At 66.0% G+C, this 21081-nt stretch carries 20 protein-coding genes; 1 reads left to right on the top strand and 19 read right to left on the bottom strand.

Going from position 1 to position 21081, the window contains the following annotated elements:
* Positions 1-15 precede the first annotated feature (15 nt).
* A complete protein-coding gene (locus AC1VNX_RS33320; protein WP_483161766.1) occupies positions 16-837 on the top strand; it encodes a hypothetical protein in 822 nt (273 codons plus the stop codon).
* Between the two features lie 7 nt (positions 838-844).
* Here the strand turns inward: AC1VNX_RS33320 and AC1VNX_RS33315 are convergent, their stop codons facing one another.
* The 19 genes from AC1VNX_RS33315 to AC1VNX_RS33225 form a co-directional block, all read right to left on the bottom strand.
* Positions 845-1528: a phytanoyl-CoA dioxygenase family protein gene (locus tag AC1VNX_RS33315; protein WP_483161765.1), complete on the bottom strand. Its 684-nt coding sequence runs from the start codon at positions 1526-1528 to the stop codon at positions 845-847.
* A 35-nt stretch (positions 1529-1563) separates the two neighbouring features.
* Positions 1564-2820, bottom strand: coding sequence for a lipopolysaccharide biosynthesis protein (locus AC1VNX_RS33310; protein ID WP_483161764.1), 1257 nt, complete (start codon positions 2818-2820; stop codon positions 1564-1566).
* Positions 2821-2824: 4 nt separating this feature from the next.
* Positions 2825-4090, bottom strand: coding sequence for a glycoside hydrolase 5 family protein (locus AC1VNX_RS33305; protein WP_483161763.1), 1266 nt, complete (start codon positions 4088-4090; stop codon positions 2825-2827).
* Complete coding sequence (locus tag AC1VNX_RS33300; RefSeq protein WP_483161762.1) at positions 4087-5172, bottom strand: glycosyltransferase; 1086 nt, start codon at positions 5170-5172, stop codon at positions 4087-4089. Before AC1VNX_RS33300 ends, AC1VNX_RS33305 begins: the two co-directional genes overlap by 4 nt.
* A gap of 21 nt (positions 5173-5193) precedes the next feature.
* On the bottom strand, positions 5194-6342 hold the full coding sequence (locus tag AC1VNX_RS33295) for a polysaccharide pyruvyl transferase family protein (protein WP_483161761.1): 1149 nt from the start codon (positions 6340-6342) through the stop codon (positions 5194-5196).
* Entirely contained in the window at positions 6339-7427 is a 1089-nt protein-coding gene (locus AC1VNX_RS33290; RefSeq protein WP_483161760.1) for a hypothetical protein, read from the bottom strand. Before AC1VNX_RS33290 ends, AC1VNX_RS33295 begins: the two co-directional genes overlap by 4 nt.
* 131 nt (positions 7428-7558) lie before the next feature.
* Positions 7559-8212: a sugar transferase gene (locus tag AC1VNX_RS33285; RefSeq protein WP_483162062.1), complete on the bottom strand. Its 654-nt coding sequence runs from the start codon at positions 8210-8212 to the stop codon at positions 7559-7561.
* 396 nt (positions 8213-8608) lie between these two features.
* Positions 8609-10870 carry a polysaccharide biosynthesis tyrosine autokinase gene (locus AC1VNX_RS33280; protein WP_483161759.1) on the bottom strand — a complete coding sequence of 754 codons (2262 nt, stop codon included), beginning with the start codon at positions 10868-10870 and terminating at the stop codon, positions 8609-8611.
* Positions 10867-11322: a low molecular weight protein-tyrosine-phosphatase gene (locus AC1VNX_RS33275; RefSeq protein WP_483161758.1), complete on the bottom strand. Its 456-nt coding sequence runs from the start codon at positions 11320-11322 to the stop codon at positions 10867-10869. The genes AC1VNX_RS33280 and AC1VNX_RS33275 overlap by 4 nt, the downstream gene beginning before the upstream one ends.
* On the bottom strand, positions 11319-12503 hold the full coding sequence (locus tag AC1VNX_RS33270; RefSeq protein ID WP_483161757.1) for a polysaccharide biosynthesis/export family protein: 1185 nt from the start codon (positions 12501-12503) through the stop codon (positions 11319-11321). The genes AC1VNX_RS33275 and AC1VNX_RS33270 overlap by 4 nt, the downstream gene beginning before the upstream one ends.
* 946 nt (positions 12504-13449) lie before the next feature.
* Entirely contained in the window at positions 13450-13653 is a 204-nt protein-coding gene (locus AC1VNX_RS33265; RefSeq protein WP_301503868.1) for a hypothetical protein, read from the bottom strand.
* A 221-nt stretch (positions 13654-13874) separates the two neighbouring features.
* Positions 13875-14864 (bottom strand): 2-dehydropantoate 2-reductase, encoded by a 990-nt coding sequence (locus tag AC1VNX_RS33260; protein ID WP_483161756.1) that lies wholly within the window; start codon positions 14862-14864, stop codon positions 13875-13877.
* Between the two features lie 18 nt (positions 14865-14882).
* Positions 14883-15674, bottom strand: coding sequence for a class II aldolase/adducin family protein (locus AC1VNX_RS33255; protein WP_301503866.1), 792 nt, complete (start codon positions 15672-15674; stop codon positions 14883-14885).
* Positions 15675-15693: 19 nt separating this feature from the next.
* Complete coding sequence (locus AC1VNX_RS33250; RefSeq protein WP_483161755.1) at positions 15694-16689, bottom strand: Bug family tripartite tricarboxylate transporter substrate binding protein; 996 nt, start codon at positions 16687-16689, stop codon at positions 15694-15696.
* 37 nt (positions 16690-16726) lie between these two features.
* Positions 16727-18469: a dihydroxy-acid dehydratase gene (gene ilvD, locus AC1VNX_RS33245; protein WP_483161754.1), complete on the bottom strand. Its 1743-nt coding sequence runs from the start codon at positions 18467-18469 to the stop codon at positions 16727-16729.
* A 43-nt stretch (positions 18470-18512) separates the two neighbouring features.
* Positions 18513-18983 (bottom strand): nuclear transport factor 2 family protein, encoded by a 471-nt coding sequence (locus AC1VNX_RS33240; RefSeq protein ID WP_483161753.1) that lies wholly within the window; start codon positions 18981-18983, stop codon positions 18513-18515.
* A 27-nt stretch (positions 18984-19010) separates the two neighbouring features.
* Positions 19011-19832: a 4-hydroxy-2-oxoheptanedioate aldolase gene (gene hpaI / locus AC1VNX_RS33235; RefSeq protein WP_483161752.1), complete on the bottom strand. Its 822-nt coding sequence runs from the start codon at positions 19830-19832 to the stop codon at positions 19011-19013.
* Between the two features lie 12 nt (positions 19833-19844).
* Positions 19845-20648 (bottom strand): 2-oxo-hept-4-ene-1,7-dioate hydratase, encoded by an 804-nt coding sequence (gene hpaH, locus AC1VNX_RS33230; protein ID WP_483161751.1) that lies wholly within the window; start codon positions 20646-20648, stop codon positions 19845-19847.
* A 14-nt stretch (positions 20649-20662) separates the two neighbouring features.
* Positions 20663-21070 (bottom strand): 5-carboxymethyl-2-hydroxymuconate isomerase, encoded by a 408-nt coding sequence (locus tag AC1VNX_RS33225; RefSeq protein WP_483161750.1) that lies wholly within the window; start codon positions 21068-21070, stop codon positions 20663-20665.
* Positions 21071-21081: the final 11 nt, after the last annotated feature.

The following is a 21081-nucleotide window of genomic DNA, read 5'->3' as shown; positions in this document are numbered from 1 at the left end:
GGAATTTCCGTTCACATGATCTCGAAGAAACAACAACGGCGCGCAGCCTTGCGCGCATGCGGCATCGCGCTGGCGGTTGCCGGCTTCTCGGCACACGCCGAACCCGACGCGCCGGCATCGGCGATGCAACAACCCACGGAGGCCGCCGCCGATGCGCCTGCCGTACCTGCAGCATCCGTCGCGGCGGCCGTGCCGGCGCAACCGCAGACACGCCTGCGCTTCAGGCTGGGCACGTACAAGCCCGGCATCGAACGGCTTCGCGTGGTTCGCCGCGAGAACACGATGAACAACATCGCGGGGCAGGTCGCCCTGAACATTGCGCTGTCGGTCATCGCCGGCGGCGTGAGTGTCGGCGCGCAGGGTTTTTCGAAGGACGATCTCGGCGGCACCACGCTCGATGCGCTCAAGGACGACCCGCTGGGCGCCAACCCCGCCATGAACGAGCTGAAGGATGCGCTCGGCAAGGTCGCCACCGACATCTACCGCAAGCGCGCCGAGGCCGCGTACGCGACGGCGCTGACCGACGGCTCCACGCCCGAGGAGATCGAGGAGGCGCGCAAGGTGCAGGCGGAGGCCGACACGCCGCTGCTCCCCGGCCCCTGGCATCTGGTCTACGAGAACCTGACGGGTTCGGACGAGCTGTTCCGCCTGAAGTTCGGCGCCGAGCTCGGCCGCGCGGGCTTCATGCGCCCGCCGGCCGCGTGCTTTTATCAGTCGGAGCCGGTGGTCTGGGAGCAATGGCAGGCCGACAACTGGCAGCGGCTGCGCGAGGAACGCGCGAAGGCCGTCGCGCGCTGCACCGAGACGCTGTCGGCCACGCCCGAAAAGTTCTGGTGAACAGACCCTAGGCCGCGCGGAACGCCTGCGCGGCCGCCGGCTGCCGGTTCAATTGCCCCATCGCCAGCAGCTCGTCGTCGGCGCAGAGGATGGCGAAGGCCCGGTGCTTCTCCCCGAAGCTCATGACGGGGCCTGCGTGATGCAGCGCACGGTGGTTGAAGGCCACCACGTCGCCCGGGTCGACCTCGTAGCCCACGATGTCGAAAGCGCCGCGGTTGGATTCGATGTCGGGCAGCTCGGGCGCCAGTGCTTCGTCGTCCGTGGGGCCGATCCAGCCGCCGTGCCGGTAGCCGGTCTTCCACAGGTGGGAGCCGCGCACCACTTCCGGCGCGGTCTCGCGCGGCATGTGGTCCACGGGCATCCACAGGTGGACGATGCGGTGGCTGTCGGCCAGGCCACACGACATGTCCTGGTGCCAGGGTGTCGCGGTCGCGGCGCTCACGTCCTTGTCGAAGAGCAGCTGGTCGCAGATCCAGCGCAGCCGCCGGGTCACGGTCAGCTGGCCGGCGATCTCGCTGGCGCCCGATTCGGACACCACGCGCTGCAGCAGGCCGTCGCGCCCCTGCTCGATGCCGTCGCGCGCCAGCTCTATCCAATCGGGCGAGACGATCCCGCGCAGGCACACGACGCCATCCCGCAGGAACCGGAGGCGCTCGTCGAAGCTCACGCCGCGAAGCAGTGGGTTGCTCATAAGGATCTCCTCGTCCGGCGCCGGCCCTGCGGGCTTCAGGCGCGTTGCTCCCCGTTTTCCCCGCCTGCCCCATTTGCCCGCATCAGGAAGAACAGCCAGCCGACCATCAGCGCGGCCATGCAGGCGAAGCCCCAGGTCATGGCGTGGATGGTCTGGATATAGGAGACGGGCCGTCCGGCCGCGAGCATCGCGATGGCGAACACCACCGCGCCGACCACCGAGCACAGCAGCAGGGCGCCGGGCTTCGAGGCGGCCCTGAAGCCGGTGCGCAGGCACATGGTGAGGCCGAAGATCGCGGGCGCGTAGAAGAAGGGCGAGAAGTCCATGCCCCTGTAGTTCGCGCCGAAGGCCAGCACCACGAGGTGCGGCCCCAGCAGGCCCAGCGCCACGCCCACGGCCTCGGCGACCGCGAAGCCGAGCAGCACGAAGCCGGTGAAGTCGCGCAACGACTTCCTCCTGCGTGCTGCGTCCGCCGACTTCCAGCTGGCCGCCAGCTGCGGCAGCAGGTAGTAGCCCAGCGCCGACAGCACGTACTGCATCGGCAGCAGGAAGGTGATGTAGATCTTGAGCAGGCCGCCCTGCTCGGCATCGGCCGAGGAGCCCAGCAGCAGGATGGCGCCGCCGGTCATGATCCAGCTCATGAACTGCGAGAGACTGGCCTTCCAGCCGTAGGCCATCGATTCGCGCGTCGTCAGGCCCTGATCGTCCTTCGCGGCCGGCAGCGGGAGAACCGTGTGGCGCGTGTTCGCGAGCACCAGATAGAGAAACGGAAGCTGCAGCACGGAAACCAGAAGCAGGGCTTCCTTCCAGCTCGCGGGCCGCCCGGCATTCAGCACGACGACGTAGCCCACTGCGATCAGCGCGCCCGAGACGCAGAGCACGCCATAACGCCGCCCCGCGAGCAACAGGCTGCGCGAGATCCAGAAGATCTCGTAGCCCACGATCAGCGCCACGCCCACCCACTGCAGCTGCCCCGGGAACGCGACGATCTGCCACGCGAGGAAGCCCAGCAGCGAGAACAGCACCACCAGCGCCCACGTCAGCCATGCGGTGGAGCGGTCGGCGTAGTAGCGCCGGATGAGCAGGGGCTCGTGCACCATGGCCATGTGCAGGATGTACTGGAAGCTGATCACCGCGAGAAACGCGGATGCCACGCCGAAGTCGGTGGGCGAGAGCACGCGGGCCAGCGCGAAGCTGAGCAGCAACTGGCTCGCGCTGTAGATGCACTGGTCGGCAACGGCATAGATGGGACCGCCGAGGCGTTTCCTGAGTCCTGACAGTCGCTGCTTCATCCACCTAGCCCGAGATGGAAAGCAGGACCGGACTGGAGGTCGCCTTCACGGTGAAGCCCTCGCCCGAACGGCTGCCGCAGCTGCCTTCGCGCATCTGAGGGAAGAAGTCGACGCGCGTGCACTTCGCGCCGGCACCCGCGGGCACCGACACGCTCTGCTCCGCGCCCTGCGTCCAGACCACGTGCAGCATCGATTCGCCGCGGCGCAGCACCAGCTGGCTCGCGCCGCGCGCGTCGTCGTAGGACACCTTCTGCGAGTGCCGCGCGATCTTCAGGAACTCGGTGAGCGCCGAGTAGGCCTCCTTCTTCTCGCCGGCCTTCGACTTGATGCCGAAGTTGTCTTCCTTCGAGAAGTACGACTGGCCACGGTCGCGCCACGAATAAAGGTTGAGCAGCTTGATGCCGGCCGCCGCGTTGATCAGGTACTCCCTGAAGATCAGCGAGGCCTGCGCGCCCTGGTTGCGCACGGGCATGTAAGAGGCATAGCCCCATTCGGAGGCGACGATGCCGGTCTTGTTCAGCTGGCGCTTGTCGAGCTGCGCGCGCAGCTTCTGGTAGTCGGCCAGCGCCGTCTCGGGCACGGAACGGTAGGGGTGGATGGAGATGTCCGTCAGGCAGTCGCTGCGTGCGGCCGAGACGAAGGCGTCTTCCAGTTCGGAGGGCACCTTGCCCGCGCCACCGCCGACGAAGGGCAGCTTCGCGAAGCCGAAGCCGACGATGATGTCCGGCCGGATCTGCCGCTGCGCGAGCCTCTCGCACAGCGCCGAGGAGGCGGCGCCGAAGTCCGGCACCAGCGCGGGCTGCAGGAAGGTCTTGTTGTCGGGCTCGTTCCACACTTCCCAGACGGCGACGTCGGCCGAGTGCGCCTTGATGAAGTCGGCCGCGAAGTCGGCGAAGCGGTCCTCCTTGCTGCTGCTCTTGTCGCCGCCGCGCATGTCTGCGGGCTCGTGACCCCAGATCTCCTTGCCGCCGAACAGCGTGACGATGGCGTTGAGCCTGGCCTTGCGCACGCGCTGGATCAGCTTCGGATAGTCGGTGAGCGCCGGGTTCACGCTCTTGATCGGCGGCCGCACGCCGAAGCGTACGAACTCGAAGCCGGCGGCGCGGATCTCGTGCAGGTCGTCGTCGGTGATGGTCGCGGGGTCGATCTGCACGCTCAGCGAGACCGGGTATTCGGAACTCAGGGTGCCGATGCCTCGCGCGTGGGCCGGGCCGATCGACGCGGCCGCGAAGAGCAGGGCGCCCAGCAGGCTGGTGATGGTCTTCCTCATGGCAGTACCGACTCCTTGTACAGATCGACGATGGCGGTGTTCATGCGTTGCGAAGTGAACTTCTCCTCGAAGATCCTTCGCCCGGTCTGGCCCATCTGGCGCAGGGTCTCGATGGGCATGCGGTCGATCTCGCGCAGCATCTGGTCGATGTCCTCCAGCGCGAAGAGCCGGCCGCTGCGGTCGTTCTCGACGATGTCGACCAGGCCGCCGACGGCCGATGCGAACACCGCCTTGCTCCTGGCCATGGCCTCGACCGCGACCAGCCCGAAGCCTTCCCAGCGCGAGGGAACGACGATGGCGTCGCAGGACTGGTAGACCGCGTCGAGCGCGTCCTTCTCGAGCCAGCCCTTGAACTCGACGCGCTGGGGCTGCGCGAGCTGCAGGTCCTTGCGCACCGCGTCGCCGACCACGATCAGCCTGAAGTCGGGCCGCACGCGGGCGTAGGCGTCGAGCAGCAGGTCGATGCCCTTCTGCCGGTCGAGCCGGCCGACGAACAGGATGGTCCGCGGCGCGGGCTTGCCGGCGTCCGCGGGCGGCGGCGGCTCGGGCGCGGGGGCTGGCGCCGGGTTCACGGAATCGATGCCGTTGGGAATGCAGGTGCAGCGCCTGATGCCCGATTCGGCCGCGATCCGCACCTCGTGGCGGCTGATGCAGATGATGGCGTCGCTGCGCGAGGACAGCAGCCGTTCGATCCAGCGGTAGGCCGACTTCTTGTAGCTCGACGCCGCCTGGTCGAAGGCCCAGCCGTGCGAGCAGTAGACGATCTTCACCTCGCGCGGTATCTGGCCCAGCAGCGCCATCGAGCGCACGATGCCGCCGGCGATCGAGCTGTGCAGGTGCAGCACCGAGGGCCGCTCCGACTCGATGATCTTCTTCACCCGCTTCGCATAGCCCACCAGCGAGAGCGGGCTGCGCGCGGTGGGCACCACGTGCGCGCTCTCGGGGTTCAGCCAGTCGACCTGCCCTGGCAGGATGAACTTCACCTGGCTGATCTCCGGCGAGTTGCGCTGGAAGTTCGAGACGATCCGGAGATAGGTCTCCAGCCCGCCCTTGAGCGTTTCCGCGACGTGCAGGACTTTCATGGCTTCTTCGCTCCTCGCTGCTCAGATCATTGCGTGGGTGCCGGCGATGACTTCGGCTTGAAGCTCGTCCAGCCGGCGCGGGTCGTTGCGCTCCCGAAGCAGGTTCAGGACGGAGGCCTTCAGCTCGTCATGGCGCGGCGAGAGGCCGAACAGGAACTCGGTGCGGTTCGTGAGCCGGAAGAAGGACTCGACCTTCTTGTCCCAGTTCATGCCGATGGACGGGATGCTCAGGCTGTAGGCCACGATGTTCGCGTGCAGCCGGTGCGCCGCGATGCAGGAGCAGGCGCTGATCAGCGTGACCAGGTCGTCGGGGCGCTTCGGAACGGCGAAGGAGAAGTCGTCGGCGGCCGCGGTGCGCTCGGAGATCTCGGCGAGCACCCGGTTGTCCTCCGCCGCGCCGTTCGTGAAGTACAGCACCCGCGCGCCCTCGGCCCGCAATGCCTGCGCGAGGCCGGAGAAGAATTCGGCCGAACCGCCGGCTCGCTTGCCTCCGTATTCGGAGTTCATCACCAGCGCGTCGAGGCTGCTGACGCAGATGCCCACGTCCCACTTCTTCTCGGGCGAAAGCTCTTCCGAGAAGGCGCTCGCGCAGACCAGCGCCGGATCGGGCACCACGTTGATGCGGCTGCGCGGAATGCGGAAGAAGGCGTGCAGGTTGTTCGCCGAGTCCACGTCGCGCGTGGCGTAGAAAACCGGCGCGGCGTTCTGGAGGAACCTGCCGACGAGCCACTGCCCCCAGTAAGACCATTTGCCGGTGACGCCGACCGACACCACGGCCACTCTCTTTCCGCGCAGCAGCCTGCCGAGGAAGAAGAGCTTCGACGGGAAGTTCAGCGCCACGTCGCAGAAGAGCTGGCCGCCGCCGATCAGGACCAGGTCGGCATCGGCCACCGCCGCCTGCCATTGCCTGCGCCAGCTCAGCAGGTAGTTCTTCAGGCAGTAGGCGAAAACGATTGCCGAACGCAGCAGCGAAGGCAGCTTCTGGAAGACGCCGAAGGCGCCGCCGCCGCGCAGGTTGGACTCGTCGAAGGCCACGCGCCCCGCGATGTCGAGGAACTCGACCTTCGCGTCGGGGTACTTCATGGTCGCGATATGGGCCAGCGAGGCCGCGATGACGCCGTCGCCCAGGTTGTCGCTGAACGGCACGGCGCAGATCAGGATTTTTTTCATTTTTGAATCAGCCTTTTATTTCCCGCAACCTTGATGGCGATCAGATAAAGCATCACGGAGGTCAGATGCCGGGTGAAACTGCCGAGGTCCGGTTCGAAAATCAATTGAACGAGGATGTGCGCGACGAAAAGGCTGCCGAAGAAACGGGGCTCGAATTGCGTCGGATCGCGCTTCGACCATCGCCGCGCCTTGTAGAGAATGAGCAGCATTGCCGCGATCATCAATTGCATGAACGCGTCGCTCGGTGTCTGGAAATAGAGCACGGGCGTGATCAGCACCGTTGCCGCGTACACGTAATTCACCAGAAAACCGGGGCCGGTAGCGGGTGAGGCGATATTGGTGAAGGCCGTGCGGTTGTCACTGCCGATCTGCTCCGCATAGGCATTGGACGTGTCGCGCGGCGATTGCAGCGTCTGCAGGATATTCGAGGGCGCCGCCATGATTGCGCCAGCGGCCAGAATTGCGGCCAGGAAATGATATTTGAGCGGCCGCCGCCAGAGATAATGGACGGCGAAGAACGCGCCGACGATCAGCAAATAATAATTCCGGACGAAAACGCCATAGATTGCGTAAAGCCCGAGAAATGCTCCGACGGTGAGGAATTTCGATGTGCGGAAATAGATCGTCGTCACCGTGATGCACATGGTCATGATGAGCACCACCGTTTCCTTCGACGGCGCGAACATGTTCAGCATGATGCAGGGCGCGATCAGCAGCAGCCTGGAGAAGAAATCGCCGGCCCGGCGGATATTGCGCGTCGCGAAGAAAAGAAAGATCGCGCTGCTGATGCAGGTGAATACGTCGAGATTGTCCGAGCCGATGATGCTGAAAAGCGCGGCCGTGACGGCGAACGAATTGTCCATTTCGTCCGTGCCGCCGTAATTCAGGATCTCGAGGATCTTCGCCGAGTCCACGCTCCATTTCTCGGGAAGCATTTCCCGGAAATACGCATAGATGATCACGTACACGAACACGATCAGCACTCCGGCAATGGAGTACTGGTTGAAGCGGCGCGTGCCTCTTCTTCCTGTTGTTGCCATGGGGGCCCGTGCGGGCGCGGCCGGAGCTGGAATGGCGTGGCTCATCCGCATGATGTGGATTCCAATCCGATCATTTCCAAAGCGAAGAAAGGTCTGTCCGGCCCTGCGGCGTGGACTATGTGAAAGGCGTACCCCGGCCAATGCGGCCGGAGCCGATCACCCGGGACCGGCGGGGTTCACCGCGACCCGTGACCGGCGGCAACCACCCAGATGGTTCTGAAGAAGATGTCCACGTCCTTCCCGACGGAAAGGGTTTCGACATACCTCACGTCGAGCGCGACGCGTGCGTTGTAGGTCAGCTGGTTGCGCCCGCTGACCTGCCAGAGGCCGGTGATGCCGGGCCGCACGGCGCAGTAGTGCGACCAGCTATGGCCGTAGAGCTCCTTCTGCTCCAGCATGCAGGGGCGGGGGCCGATCAGGCTCATGTCGCCCATCAGCACGTTCCAGAATTGCGGCAATTCGTCGAGGCTGGTCTTGCGGATGAATTTGCCGAAACGGGTGATGCGGGGGTCGTGGTCCAGTTTCTGGTATTCGTCCCACTGCCGGCGTGCCTCGGGGTTGTTCTTCAGGTGCTCTTCCAGCACCTGGGCCGAATTGGCGATCATCGAGCGGAACTTGTAGAAGCGGAATACGCGTCCGTTCTTTCCGTAGCGCGGCTGGTAGTAAAGCACTGGCGCGCCCGAACTCGCGAAGACGCAGAGTCCAAGCAGCACGAAAAGCCAGCCGAAGGCGATGAAGAAGAAAAGCGCGGCACTTATGTCCACCGATCTTTTCGCGGCCTTCAGCAATGGCGAATGATTGATTCCGGATTGCGAGCCGCCGCGGGACATATCGCCGCCTGCGTCCGAAATATCCCAGCCTTGCGATACGAGCGATTCTTCGGGGTGGAGATTTCCCATCGGGGTTTTCCATCCGGATTTGAAGCGCGACAAGATTTCCCGTCGAAATGCTTTCATTTTTGACGCACCTTTCCTCATGCGGGCAAATGCCCGCAGATCCTCGGTTATGGCCTTGTGTTTTTGGCCGACACTACCCGCACAAATGCCTCTTTAGTGTCTGCGGTGCAGAAACTATTGCGCGGCCAAATGACTTGATGAAGGCAATACCAATGAATTAAATGTCATTTGTAGTGCCTTTTCATTCTGAATACTATCTGAGTATTTAAATCGATGCGGGAAGTTGAAAGCCCACCGCATGATTTTGAATTTAACTCCAATTCAGACGGTCTAAGTTGAATCCCTGTTGGTATTGTATGTGTATTGCAACTGCTTGTAAGCGCCGTATTTGTAGCCCCCGCTGCCGGCGTGGCGGCGGGTTAAATCAATAGCATTCAGAATTACGCCATTTACGCTTCTGCCCGCATGGGCGAGCCTTCTGACGGTTTCGTTCAATTCGCCGAGCTGGGTTTTCTCGGCGCGCGCCACCAGCAGCAGGGTGCTTGCGAGCGGCGCCACCGAGGCGGTGTCGGCGGCCACCAGCACCGGGGCGGTGTCGATGACCACCAGGTCGTACAGCGGCGAGAGCTTTTCCAGCACCTGCACGAAGGACTCGCTGGTGAGCAGCTCCGCCGGGTTCGGCGGCAGCACCCCCGTGGTGATGATGTCCAGGTTGGGCAGCACGGCGGTGCGGATGGCCCGGTCGAAGTCCAGCGTGCCCGCGATCAGCTCCGACAGCCCGCAGGCGCGCGGGATCGAGAAGAACTGGCTGACCCGGCCCTTGCGCAGGTCGGCGTCGATCAGCAGCACGCGCTTTCCGGTCGCCGCGGTGATCGCCGCGAAGTTGACCGAGATGAAGGTCTTGCCCACGCCGGGTGTCGCACCCGAGATGAGCAGGCGGTTGTTGGTTGCCTCCAGCATCGCGAACTGCAGCGCGGTGCGCAGGCTGCGCAGGCTTTCCACCGCCGGGTCTTCGGGCTGCAGGTGCGCGAGCACGTGCTTGCCGACCGCCTTGTTCTCGATGTTCCTGTCGATGGTGCGCTGCGCGGCGCTCAGTGGAACGCTGCTGTAGACGTTGAGGCCGGTGTGGCTCTCGATCTCGCCCGGATTGCGGATGCCGCCGAAGAAGGAACTCCGCGCGATCGCGGCGCCGAAGCCGGCCGCCAGCCCGAGGACCGCCGCCAGCACGATGATCAGCGGTTTCTTGGGCCACACCGGCTCTTCCGGAACGATGGCCTCGTCGAGCAGGCGCACGTTGCCCACCTTGCCCTCCTTGGCCAGCCGCATCTGCAGCGAGCTGTTGAGCAGCGACACGTAGAGGTCGGTGTTCACCTTGATGTCGCGCTGCATGCGCACCGTGTTCTGCTGCAGCTCCGGCATCTTGCGGATGCGCGCGTCGACGCTGGCGAGCGCGCTCTTCCACGCGGCGACCTGTGCATCGAGCGTCTGCACGTTGGGATGCTCGTTCGTGAAGCGCGACGTGAGCTCGCGCCGCTTCTGCTCGGCCTCCAGCAGCTTGGACTGCAGGTCCACCGTCTGGGTCAGCGCGTTCTTCGCCTCGTCGTCGAGGCTGACGGTGCCGTTCTGGTTGCGGTAGCGGTTGTAGATGTCCTCCGACTGCTCCAGCTGCTTCTTGAACTGGGGCAGCGCGCCGTCGAGGAAGCCCAGCGTCTTCTCTGCCTCGGCCGCCTTGCGCTCCATGTTCTGGCGCACGTAGAGCCGGCCGATCTCGTTGAGCAGCTGCGTCAGCTTCTCGGCGTCGGGGCTCTTCCAGCTCACGTCGAGCACGCCCGACTGCTTGCCCTTCTCGACGACCTTGAGCGCGTCCTGCAGCGCCAGCAGCGTGAGCTGCGTGGAAGAGCGCACGAGCACGAACTGCGCGCCGGGCTTGGCGTCGATCATGCTGACCATCAGGCTCAGGCTGCCGTTGGGAACGCCGGGCACCTTCGCTTCCATCAGCGTGCCGATGGCGCCCTTCATCGGCGTGTCGATGTCGGGGTTGCTCAGCTCGTACTGGCCGTCGGTGCCCAGCGTCAGCGTGAACTGCTTGTCCTCGAAGTCGGCTGGCACGTCGAACCTGGGCACGAGGATCTTCTCGGTGCCCGTCACGTAGCCCGACAGGCCCATGAAGCCGGGGTCCGACAGCTCGGTGGCGCGGCGCGCGAGCCAGCTGCCCACGAAGGGCGCGTAGCGCGGCCGCGCGCTGATGTAGAGCCTGGTGTTCTCCACCGCCTTGCCGAGGATGGCGCGCGAGCGCAGGATTTCGATCTCGCCCGCGGCCGGCGTCTTCACGCTCAGCAGCGAGGAGGCCGCGTCGCCGAGGAAGCTGCCGGCGGAGTTGCCGGTGTCTTCCACCTGCACCGCGACGTTGGCCTCGTAGACAGGCTTGCCGAGAAAGGCATACGCCGCGCCCAGCAGCACGGCCACGGCCGCGATGACCGCGACGAGCCAGCGGTTGTCGATCAGGATGTCCAGGTACTCGGCGAGGTTGATGCCATCGCCATCCTCTTCCATGGCTTGCAGCGGCAGCGCGGCTTGCTGGGTTGCGTTCATGTCGGTTGCTGCTCGGGTTTTGTGATTTTCAGAATGCGGTCGATCCACGCGCGCGCGCCGGCATCGATCAGCGCCAGGGCGTGTTCGAACGCAGCCTCGTCTTTTCCGTAGGGGTCGGGCACGTCCTGCCCCTCGAACTCGGCGATGCGGAACACCTTGCCGCGCACGAAGGGATAGGTCGACTCGAGGTAGCGGCGCTGCTCGCGGTCCATCACCAGGATCAGGTCGGCCTGCCGGCACAGCAGCTGGTTCACCTGTTGCGCGACGTGGCCCGAGATGTCGACGCCGCGGTCCTGCATGAGCTTGCGCGCGGTGGCGTCCGCCGGCCGGCCGATGAGCGCGCCGGTGCCCGCGGAGAACACGCGCAGCTGCGGCAGTCCCGCTGCGAGCAGGCCTTCCGCCATCGGGCTTCGGCAGATGTTGCCGATGCAGACTGTCAGCACGGATCTCATCGGTGGTTCATGTAGACCTGGTCGCTGTTGTAGAGCGCCTGGGTCGCCGGAAGGATCAGGCTGGCCACCCGGTTCCAGGTGACCAGCGGCACGGAGTCGATGTAGACCACGTCGCGCGGCTGCAGCGGAAAGCGGTCGGCCAGTGCGAACGCGGCGGGGTTCTTCGCGTTGAGATGGAAGATGGCCGGCGTGCTCTTGGCGCTACCGGCGTCATTGCTGCTGCCGCCGCTGTTGCGCACGACGTAGATCTGCCCCGTGTTCGCGGTGCCCAGGTTCGCGCTGCCGGCCTCGCCCAGCGCCTCGTTGAGGCTGAGCTTGCCGTTGTGCATGGTCAGCGCCGAGGGCTTGAGCACTTCGCCCATCACGAACACCTTGCTCTCGTCGCGGTTGCGCACCTGCACCACGTCGCCGTTGCGCAGGGGGATGCGGCTGGCGCCCACGCCGATGTCCTGCAGCTTCGGCAGGTCGATGAGCGTGGTCCTGTCGCCGCGCGTGAGCGTGATGAAAGAGCGGTCGCCCGCGGCCGTGATGCCGCCCGCGCGGTTGAGCGCTTCGGCCAGCGTCATCGGCACGTCGGTGAAGATCTGCAGCCCCGGCGAATTCACCTCGCCTTCCACGAAGGCACGGCGGCTTCTGAAGGACTGGATGCGCACCGTCACCTGCGGGTCCTTGATGTACCTGGCGATCTGCCTGGCGATCAGGTCGGAGGCCTCGATCTCGGTCAGGCCCTGCATCTTCACGCGCCCGATGTACGGAAAGCTGATCTGCCCCGAGGCGTCCACGATGAAGCCTGGCGCCACGCTGATGCCGGTGGGGTCCACCTGCTGCGAGATCACGGCTCCGGCGTGGGGCAGCAACTCCGGATGGTCGTAGACGACGACACCCACCACGTCGCCGGGCCCGATCGTGTAGACCGGCGCCTCGCCGAACAGCGCCTTCACTTCCGGCGGCACCGCCGTCGGCCGCGCGTCGGCCATCGCCCGGATCAGGCTCGGCGAGATCGGCACCAGCCCGCCCTCGGCCGGCATGCCGTCGGCGGACAGGGCAGGCGGCGGACTCTGGTCGGGCTCGTAGGCCGCCACCGAGCCGAAGCCCGGCGCGCAGCCCTGAAGCGCCAACGCCCCGGCGAGGGCGGCACTCCAACCCGTCAGGTACAGGTAGCGTGACAAATGGAACTCCATTGCGAACTTGGTAATTTCAAAAACAGCGATTGCATATGCAAACCCCGAGCCCGATTTCTGGCCGATTGCGCCGGTTAATTCCTTTTATTGACAAAAGGCTTATTCCAGGCAGTCGGCGCTTTATCGGCAGGCCTGCGGAAAAGAAATTGTCGCTGCCTTCGCGAGCCCACTTTTTGGTGGAGTAGACGAAATAGTCGTGTCTTTTCGTGCCTCGACCACGTCCGCCACAGGGGTATGGTCCGGCGCGTGCCCGGAGGGGCACTCTTCATTGGGAAAACAGGGTTGGAATGCCCATTTCGCAGGCTTTGCCGCGAAACAAAAAATGCAACTTATTAATTACGTCAAACAGATGGGAGATTGTGGTTTCCGGTCCACAAAGTCAGGTTCCATAGGGTTTTTGATATTGCATCTAATTTTGTTAAAAAATGTGTCTTGGTAGGAGCCGGCTGACAAGCCGTGGGCTGGGAGCGTCAGTCCGCCTTCTGGAGGCATCGGACGGCGACCGCAAGGCGTCGCTGTCGCGAGTGGCGCCAAAGCGGCCTCGCGGTAGGTTTTTCTGATTAGTCCGGGATTTGAACGCCCCGCGCCGGGGCCGGAAGCACCAAGCGCGTGCAATGGTGTTCCAGAAAGCCAAGGAATGATTTCAGGCTAATTGGCCCGGTATTCCGTGCGGGTTTGTGATCTGTGCGGCACGAAGCACTCGCTTGTAGTGCCTTTTTATTTATTCAATTCAACCGCCCGGAATATGTTGCATATTTCGAGCATTGAAACAGCCCGCGATTTGCTGCGAAGCCGGAATAAAGCAGAAAAAAGAATTCAGCAGCGGCCAGCCACAGCTGATTGAGGCGCGAATCCGGGGGGAATATTGTGCCGAACGCCGGCGAATTGAATGCGAATGTTTCTGTGCCGTGGGGCACGGCGGGCCCGTTGCAGGCCCGCGGCTGGCTTATTGCTCGCGGTCGTCGCCCGGGTGGCCGAGCTGCTTCTTGGCGGAGCGCACGCCCCGCACCACCAGATAGAGAGCGCCGCCGGCAACCACCACGAAGCCGGCCACCGCGAGGCCGCCCATGCCGAAGGCCCACCACCAGAACAGGCCGCTGATGGGCAGCAACACCAGCGCCACCAGCAGCTCGATGAAGATCAAACGCATCCGTCTCCCCTTGTTCTCGGACATGCAGGCAGCCTTGGTGGTGTGTAATAAATCGCTACGTGCATTTTGAGTGGCGAGAGGATAGCCCAAGAAGAAAACCGGGGGTACAGGGTTTGCGGCCCCCCGCAATCCCCACCCCCGATGTCCTCTTCAGTCTGCGGGCCGAACCTGTGCGCGGCCTGACTGGCGGCCGCGCGCCCGATGGACCGGCGGCGGCCGGATCAGTACAGCCCGAGCTTGCGCGTGCGCAGCCGCGCCAGGCCCAGCAGCGCATCGGTGAAGGGCGTGGCCACCGCCGTCAGCTCGCCCAGCTCGCGCACCACCGTCACCAGCGCGTCCAGTTCCACCGAGCGCCCGGCTTCCACGTCCTGCAGCATGGAAGTCTTGAAAGCACCCAGCTTCTTCGTGATCTCGTGCCGGTCTTCCGGGCTCTGCGTGATCTCGATGCCGATGCGCCGGCCGATCTCCTTGGCCTCCAGCATCACCGCCGAGATGAAGCCGCGCACGTAGTCGTCGCCCATGATCAGGTCGGTGGTGCAGCCGGTGAGCGCGCTGATCGGGTTCACCGTCATGTTGCCCCACAGCTTGAACCACACGTCCTTCTGGATCTGCGGCGACAGCGTGGTGTCGATGCCGGTGCTCTTGAGCAGCGCCAGCAGCTTCTGCACGCGCGGCGTGGCCTCGCCCGAGGGCTCGCCGATGATCAGCCCGTTGCCGAAGTGGTGCCGCACCACGCCCGGCCCGTCGAGCGAGCAGCTCGCGTGCACCACGCAGCCGATCACGTTGCGCGACGGAATCGCGCGCGCGATGGCGCCATCGGGGTCCACCGCGGCGAGCCGGTGGCCGGTGATCTCGCCGCCGAAGCCGCCTTCCAGGAACCACCACGGCACGCCGTTCATCGCCACCAGCACGATGGTGTCGGCGCCGATCAGCGGCCCGATGCGCTCGGCCACGCCGGCCAGCGCGGGCGCCTTCACCGCGATGACCACCAGGTCCTGCACGCCGAGCGCCTCGGGGTCGGCCACCGCATTGACCGGCACGCGCGTGCGCACCTCTGCGCCCGTGCTGCCTCGCATCAGCGACAGCCCGTCGCGCTGCAGTGCTTCCAGCGTGGCGCCGCGCGCCACCACATTCAGGCGCTCGCCCGCCTGCGCGAGGCCGACGCCGATCCATCCGCCGATCGCGCCGGCGCCGTAAATGCAGATCTTCATGGGTTCGGTCGCTTCGCTTCAGTTGCGGTAGGAGGGATCGATGCGGTCCACCTGCCGCACCAGCGCGTTGAACACGTCCTGCCCCGCGCCATGCTCGGGGCTGAACTGCAGCGCGTCGCGCGTGCAGCGCCGGGCGATCTCCTCGCTCACCGGAATGGCCTGGCCCATGGAGAAGGTCGCCATCTGGATCTCGCAGGCGCGCTGCAGCGTCCACAAAATCGCGAAGGTCTGCGGCAGCGTCTGTCCCCAGGCCAGCAGGCCGTGGTTGCGCAGGATCACCGCGTTGCGCTCGCCGATGCTCTTCAGCAGGCGCGGGCCCTCGTCGGCATGGATGGTGATGCCCTCGAAGTCGTGGTACGCCACCATGCCGTGCAGCTGCGCCGTATAGAAATTGGTCTGCTGCAGGCCGCCCTGCAGGCAGGCCACGGCCACGCCGGCCGTGGTGTGCGTGTGCATCACGCAGTGCGCGCCTTCCAGGCCGTCGTGAATCGCGGCATGCACCGTGAAACCGGCCGGGTTCACCGGGTACGACGAACCGTCGAGCACCTTGCCCTGCAGGTCGATCTTCACCAGGTTGCTGGCCGTGACCTCGCTGTAGTGCAGGCCGAAGGGATTGATGAGGAACTGCTTCTCGCCGCCCGTCACGCTGTCGGGCAGCCGCACCGTGATGTGGTTGTAGATCATCTCCGTCCAGCCCAGCATCGCGAACACGCGGTAGCAGGCCGCGAGCTGTTCGCGCGCGGCGCGCTCGTCGGGATGGATCGAGGGATGGACCAGCGCCGAAGCGGCCGGAGTGGCGAGTGTGTTCATGGCAGTTCCTTCATGTGTTTCAACCTTCAGCAGTGAAGCCGACTTCCTTGACGATCGGCGCCCACTTGGCGGTGTCCTTCTTCAGCAGTTCCGTCAGCTCGGCCGGCGTGGAAGACATCGCTTCCAGCCCGAAGGTGCCGAGGCCGTCGATCACGTCCTTCTGCGCGAGCGCGTTCTTCATCGCGGTGTTCAGCTTCGCCACTAGTTCGGGCGAGGCCTTGGCCGGCAGGAAGAAGGCGAACCACTCGCTGTGCGCCATGTCCTTCAGGCCCTGTTCGCCGAAGGTGGGCACGTCGGGCGCGAAGCGGCTGCGCTTGGCACCCGACACGCCCAGGATGCGCACCTTGCCCGTGGGCAGGTGCTGCGTGATGTCGCCGATGGGCCCCGACACCGCCGAGATATTGCCGCCCAGCAGGTCGAGCATGGCCGGCTGCGTGCCGCGGTAGGCAGCGTGCTTGAGCTCGACGCCGCCCTTCTTGCCCAGCAGCGCGCCGATGAAGTGCGGCGTGGAGCCCGCGGCCGGCGAGCCGTAGTTGGCGCCGGCCGGGTTCGCCTTGGCCCAGGCCAGGAACTCGGGCACGGTCTTCACGCTGGCCGGCACCGCCGGGCCGACGGCAAAGCCGAAATCGAAGATGCAGGCGATGCTGACCGGCGTGAGGTCGGTCATCGGGTCGTACGGCAGCTTCTTGTAGATGTGCGGGTAGATCGTGAGGATCGAGGTCGGCGTCTGCAGGATGGTGCCGCCGTCGGCCGGACGGCCCTTCACGTAGCCCACGGCGATCTGGCCGCCCGCGCCGGTGCGGTTCTCCACCACCACGGTCTTCGCGTAGTCGCCGCCGAGCTTCGTCGCAAGGCGGCGGCAGGTGGTGTCGGAGGTGCCGCCGGCTGCGAAGCCGGTGACGATGGTGGCGGTCTCGAGGTTCGTCGTCGCCTGCGCGAAGACGTTCTGGCCAATGCTGGCCAGCAAGGCGGATGCGCTGGTGGTCTGCAGGATCTGGCGGCGCGTGAAGCTCATGGTGTCTCTCTCCGGACGGTGGTTATGGAGGGGTCGATCAAGACGCGTCGCGCAGCCAGGTGACCGCGCCCGAGTGGGTCACGGCGCCCTGGTGGGCAGGGCGCACGGTGAGCGCGTATTTTTCCAGTACACCGCCTCTGCCGACCCCCGCGTTTACCTCACGTCCGGCCAGCCGGGCGTTGATTTCCTCCGCGCTCAGTTCGACCGAAATCGAGCGGACCTCGGCCCGCGCGTCGATGGCGATCACGTCGCCGTCGCGCAGCGCCGCGATCGGTCCGCCGTCCGCCGCCTCGGGCCCCGCATAGCCGATGCACAGGCCGCGCGTCGCGCCCGAGAAACGCCCATCGGTCAGCAGCGCCACCTTGTCGCCCATGCCCTGGCCGTAGAGCAGTGCGGTGATGCCCAGCATCTCGCGCATGCCGGGGCTGCCCTTGGGGCCTTCGTTGCGGATCACGATCACGTCGCCCGCCTCGTACAGGCGGTTCTGCACGGCGGTCTGGGCTTCTTCTTCCGAATTGAAGACGCGCGCCGGACCGCGGAACACCAGGCCCTTGAGACCCGCCGTCTTGAGCAGCGCGCCGTCGGGGCACAGGTTGCCCTTGAGCACCGCCAGCCCGCCGTCGCGCGTGATCGGGTTGCCCGCCTCGCGCACCACGCGGCCGTCGGGCGCCAGCGCGCCGGCCAGTTCCTCGGCCATGGTGCGGCCGGTGAAGGTGAGCGCGTCGCCGTGCAGGAAGCCCTGCTCCAGCAGCGTGCGCAGGATGACGCCCGCGCCGCCGATGTAGAACACGTCGCGCGCCAGGTACTTGCCGCCCGGGCGCAGGTCGGCGATGAGCGGCGTGCGGGCGAAGATTTCGGCCACGTCGTCGAGGTGGAACCTGATGCCCGCCTCGTGCGCGATGGCCGGCAGGTGCAGCGCGGCGTTGGTCGAACCGCCCGTGGCCGAGACCACGGCGCAGGCGTTTTCCAGCGCCTTGCGCGTGACGATGTCGCGCGGCAGCGGGCCGTCGCCAAGCACCGCCTTCATCAGCGTCTTCGCGGCGCGGCGCATCAGCGGCGCCCGCTCGCTGAACACGGCCGGCACCATGCTGGAGCCGATCGGTGCGAGGCCCAGCGCCTCCGACACCATGCCCATGGTGTTGGCCGTGAACTGCCCCGCACAGGCGCCGGCCGTGGGCAGGCAGGCGCGGCTCATGGCGTCGAGTTCGTCGTGCGTGGCGGTGCCGGCCAGCACCTTGCCGATGGTCTCGTAGGTGTCGACCACGTTCAGGTCCTGCCCGTCGGGCCCCGGCATCTGGCCCGGCAGCGCCGAGCCGCCGTGCACGAACACGCTGGGCACGTTGCAGCGGACCATGCCCATCATCAGTCCCGGCAGGTTCTTGTCGCAGGCGCCGATGGCGAAGATGCCGTCCCACTGGTGGCCGCGCGTGGAGGCTTCCACGCTGTCGGCGATGAGCTCGCGCGAGATCAGCGAGAAGCGCATGCCCGAATGCGCCATCGTCAGCCCGTCGCTGATCGACACCACCGGGCATTCGTGCGGCGTGCCGCCGCCGGCGTAGATGCCGGTCTTGGCGTGCTGCGCCTGCTCGCGCAGGTTGAGGTTGCAGGGGCTCATCTCGCCGCCCGTGTGGAACACGCCGACGTGCGGGCGCGCGATGTCCTCGTCGTCCTGGCCCAGCGCATGCAGGAAGCTGCGCGTGGTCGCGCGGATCGTGCCCTCGCGGATGGTGGCGGAGCGGAAGCGCTTGCTGCTGCTGTTCGGATCGTCGGGTTTGGTCATCGGCTGGCGTCGGGGCTGGCTGGTCGTGGAAGAAGGAGTGCGGTCAGAACATGCCGTTCTTGTTCGCGGCGGTCTCGGGCACCGGCTGCACCACGTCCCAGTGCTCGACGATCTTTCCGTTCTCCAGCTTGAAGATGTCGACGATGGCGCTGCCGCGTGTGCCCGGCTCGCGGATCGCATTGACGTGCAGGATCACGTAGTCGCCGTCGACGAAGCTGCGTTTGATCTCGCTCTTCGAGTTCGGGAACTTCTCGCGCAGGAAGGCGATGAACTTGCGGAAACCCTCGGGGCCGTCGGCCGCCGTCGGGTTGTGCTGCACGTAGCGGTTGCCTACGTATTGCAGGGCCGCGTCGGCGTCCTTCTGGTTCAGGCCCTTCTCGTAGAAGGCGAGCACGGCCTGGCGGTTGGCTTCCTGCTGGGCGGTAGGGCCCTGCTTGCCGGCGCCCATCGGTGCGCAGGCGGCGAGGAACAGGGTGGTTGCCGCGGCCACGGCCGCCAAAGTCATGCGTTGCATCAAGGGTGCTCCTGTGAGTGAAGGAAATCAGTAGCCGTTGGGCGAGGCCGCGCCCGGTGCGGCCTTGTACTTGGCCAGCAACTGCTTCGCCGCCGCCGCCAGCACGATGGTGTCCACGCCCACCGCCACGAACAGCGCGCCGGCCGCGAGCCACTTGCGTGCCTGCTCCTCGGTGGTCGAGAGGATGCCCGGCGCCTTGCCGGCCTTGAGGATGCGCGCGATGGCGTCGGCGATCACCGCCTGCACTTCGGGGTGGTTGGGCTGGCCCACGAAGCCCATCGAGGCAGACAGGTCGGCCGGTCCGATGAACACGCCGTCCACGCCCGGCGTGGCCGCGATGGCGTCGAGGTTCTTCATCGCTTCCACCGTCTCGGCCTGCACCAGCAGGCAGGTCTGCGCGTTGGCCTCGTGCAGGTAGTTGGGGTAGGCCTGCCAGCGCGAGGCACGCGCCAGCGCGCTGCCCATGCCGCGGATGCCCTCGGGCGGATAGCGCATGCCCTGCACCAGCCGCGCGGCCTGCTCGGCGGTGTCGACCATGGGCACCAGCAGCGTCTGCGCGCCGATGTCCAGGTACTGCTTGATCAGCGTGGTGTCGCCCACCGGAATGCGCACGATCGGGTGCGAGCGGTCGGCTTCGGCCTGCGCCGACCATGCGCTGGAGATGCCCTGCAACTGCGCGAGCACCGAGCGCACGTCGTTGGGCGCGTGCTCGCCGTCGACCAGCAGCCAGTCGTAGCCGGTGCCGGCCAGGATCTCGGCCGCGTAGCCGTCGGCCAGCCCGACCCACAGGCCGATCTGGGGCTTGCCGGCCGCAAGAGCCTGCTTGAAGGTGTTGATGGGTGTGTGCATTGCGTCTTTCTTTCAGGCAAGGCGAAACGAGATGGAGCCGAGAGGTCCGTAGTCGGCGTGGAAAGTGTCGCCGGGCACGGCCGTCGTCGGCCGCGTGAACGAGCCGCCCAGTACCACTTCGCCAGCCTCCAGGCATTCGTCCCAGGGCGCGAGCTTGTTGGCGAGCCAGGCCACGCCGTTGGCGGGGTGATTGAGCACGGCGGCGGCCACGCCCGATTCCTCGATCACGCCATTCTTGAAGAGCAGCGCGCTCACCCAGCGCAGGTCCACCGCGTCGGGCTTCACCGGCCGGCCGCCCATCACGATGCCGGCGTTGGCCGCGTTGTCGGAGATGGTGTCGAACACCTTGCGCGGCGCCTTGGTGTGGCGGTCGAACTGCTCGATGCGCGCATCGATGATCTCGATGGCGGGCACCACGTAGTCGGTGGCGGCCAGCACGTCGAACATGGTCGCGTTCGGGCCCTGCAGCTTCCTGCCCAGAACGAAGGCCAGCTCCACCTCGATGCGCGGCGCGATGAAACGCTTGAACGGGATGTCGCCGCCCTGCTCGAAGAACATGTCGTCCAGCAGCGTGCCGTAGTCGGGCTCGTCGATCTGGCTGGACTGCTGCATCGCGCGCGAGGTCAGGCCGATCTTGTGGCCCTTGACGGTGCGGCCCTCGGCGATCTTGGTCTTCACCCACTCGCGCGAGATGGCGTAGCCGTCTTCAATCGTCATCTCGGGAAAGCGCTTGGAGAAGTGCTCGACCTGCACGCGCGACTTCTCGCTTTCGTGCAGTTCGGCGGCCAGTTGGGCGATGGTGGCTGGGGACAGCATGGGCGGTGGTCGTCTCAGGTCTTGTTGAACAGTGGGTGAAGGTTGCTGTGCTTGCCGTCGTACACCTGCCCCGGGCTTTCGTCGATCTGCAGCGTGATGCCGATGTGGCGCTTGTCGAAGATCGGCGCGAAATGCGCACGCACGGCCGCCAGCAGGTCGTCGCCGGCCTTCTTCTTCACGGCCTCGGAGCGCCCCGCGGCCATGCGCAGGTTGAGGTACACGAAGGCGTAGTCGGCCTTGCCGTCGGCCACCGCGTAGTGCGCGGCGGGGTAGGCCAGCACGCGCGTGCCGCCGGTGGGGTACACCGGTTTGTCCGATTCATCGCGCTGCGCGAGCATGGTGTCGGCCAGCGAGCGGCACAGCGCCTGCATGTCGGTCTCGGCCTCGATGTTCGGCGTGTAGAGGATCACCAGGTGGGGCATCGTCGCTCGCT

It is taken from the genome of Variovorax sp. TLI9-5A (genome assembly GCF_056867935.1).
The sequence above is the reverse complement of the archived record's forward strand: the minus strand, read 5'-3'. Positions and strand labels throughout refer to the sequence as shown.